This is a genomic window from Methanocalculus sp. (assembly GCF_029762515.1).
Taxonomy (GTDB): Archaea; Halobacteriota; Methanomicrobia; order Methanomicrobiales; family Methanocorpusculaceae; genus Methanocalculus.
In genome coordinates, this window is the sequence record NZ_JARVGN010000459.1 from 1 (window position 1) to 1693 (window position 1693).

Genomic DNA, 1693 nt, shown 5'->3' on the forward strand with positions numbered 1-1693 from the left:
GAAATGGACGCTCTTCGTCTTCCTCCTCACTGCATTCAGCTGGATTTTTGCCTCCACCAAGGTGATCGGAGGCACAACAATCCCCGGCCTTGACCAGATCTTCCCCGGAATCAATGATACGGTGATTGCAATCTTTGGAGCACTCCTCCTCTTCTTCCTTCCAGTCGACATGAAGAAGGGGATCTTCACCATGAACTGGGAATGGGCACAGAAGATCCCCTGGGGCATTCTCATCCTCTTTGGAGGAGGACTCTGTTTATCTGCTGCATTTATCTCAAGCGGCCTTGCAAAGCTGATCGTCAACTCCTTCACGATGCTCTCGCTCCTCCCGATCGTTGCAATCGTGCTGATCGTGGCAATCGCAGTCTCCCTCCTAACCGAGGTCTCCTCAAATACCGCCATTGCATCGGTGATGATGCCGATCATGGCCGTAACAGCGGTCTCAATGGGAATCCACCCCTACATGCTGATGCTGACTGCTGCCGTCTGTGCCTCCCTTGCATTCATGCTCCCGGTTGCCACCCCGCCAAATGCAGTTGCCTATGGAACAGGGTATATCGATATGAAGACACTCTTCAAATCAGGATGGGCCCTTAACTTCATCGGCGTCATCTTCTGGACATTCTTCCTCTTCACCGTTGTGATCTGGGCGATCGGGTTTACCCCTGATCTCCCGGCATGGGCAGTAAACCCCTGATCTCTCCAGCACCCTTATCTATGGAGAGATCAATAGCCTGCATATGTCACGTATTACGATTAAAGACGATGAGAGCCTTTCTGCCGGAGCCGGCGTCGAGGGGCGGCAGCAGAAGAAGGGTTTTGATACCGATATCGAAGGCGAACGGGGGAAGAAGAAAAAGAATCAGGGTTTCGGCAGCCTGAAGTTCGATACACAAAAAAATGCCGATATCTTCGAGTCCGAACCCCGTTAACCGGGGATGAGGTCAGATCCCTTCCGAATGATTATCTCTCTTTCACCATCATAGGTCGAGAGAAGACCATATGCTTTGAGCGGATCACCAATCCTGAGGGGAGGGGGATCAATTCCCCCCGGAATAAAGACTTTTACATCCGAGAGGATGATGATTGTATGGCCGCCGCTCCAGGTGGTCCTGATATCATCTATTATTCCTGAATACACAACCAGTTTCCCATCAGGAAGAGCGGGATCATAGGGATGGGAGAAGAACGCTGGACCTGCTCCCTGGATAGTGAGATGAAAGAGAAGGATCACCAGAAGAGAACCAACAATAAGAATTCCTGCCTTCTTTTCCGATGGATAAGCCATTCAAGAAAATTCTACCTGATCTCTTATGAAGCGATAGGTTGATATGTTAACAGCGTTAACATACTGCTATGCACCCCCATATGCTGCCACCATCCTCGCAGAAGGTTCTTCACCTTCTCCGGCAGGGTGGTTCAATGACACACAAGGATATCGTCAAAGAGAGCAGCCTTGCACCCCGTACAGTCCGGTATGCATTGAAGCGTCTCAAGGAACAGGGTTTGATCCTTGAGAAATTCAACTTCCGGGATGCACGGCAGATCATCTATGAGTGCAGGGTTGCTGATAGCCAGAGGGCTACGGCATGAAGAAGCAGCTCTGCGACATCACCCACTGTGACGAACTGGCACGGAACGTGCTTCCCCGCATGAGGGCGGAGCTTGTGTACCGGCTTGTGAACGAACAGGG

General features: G+C 51.2%; 4 protein-coding genes. 3 read left to right on the forward strand and 1 reads right to left on the reverse strand.

Annotated features, from left to right (window positions below; all coding sequences use genetic code 11):
* Window positions 1-697: SLC13 family permease (locus QCH34_RS12140; RefSeq protein ID WP_300334517.1), on the forward strand; the 697-nt coding region annotated here is incomplete at its 5' end.
* A gap of 43 nt (window positions 698-740) precedes the next feature.
* Window positions 741-932: a hypothetical protein gene (locus QCH34_RS12145; RefSeq protein ID WP_300334518.1), complete on the forward strand. Its 192-nt coding sequence runs from the start codon at window positions 741-743 to the stop codon at window positions 930-932.
* Here the strand turns inward: QCH34_RS12145 and QCH34_RS12150 are convergent.
* Window positions 929-1288: a hypothetical protein gene (locus QCH34_RS12150; RefSeq protein WP_300334520.1), complete on the reverse strand. Its 360-nt coding sequence runs from the start codon at window positions 1286-1288 to the stop codon at window positions 929-931. The genes QCH34_RS12145 and QCH34_RS12150 overlap by 4 nt on opposite strands.
* Window positions 1289-1356: 68 nt before the next feature.
* On the opposite strand from QCH34_RS12150, the gene QCH34_RS12155 reads away from it, so the two are divergent.
* On the forward strand, window positions 1357-1593 hold the full coding sequence (locus QCH34_RS12155; protein ID WP_300334521.1) for a winged helix-turn-helix transcriptional regulator: 237 nt from the start codon (window positions 1357-1359) through the stop codon (window positions 1591-1593).
* The last annotated feature ends 100 nt before the right edge of the window (window positions 1594-1693 follow it).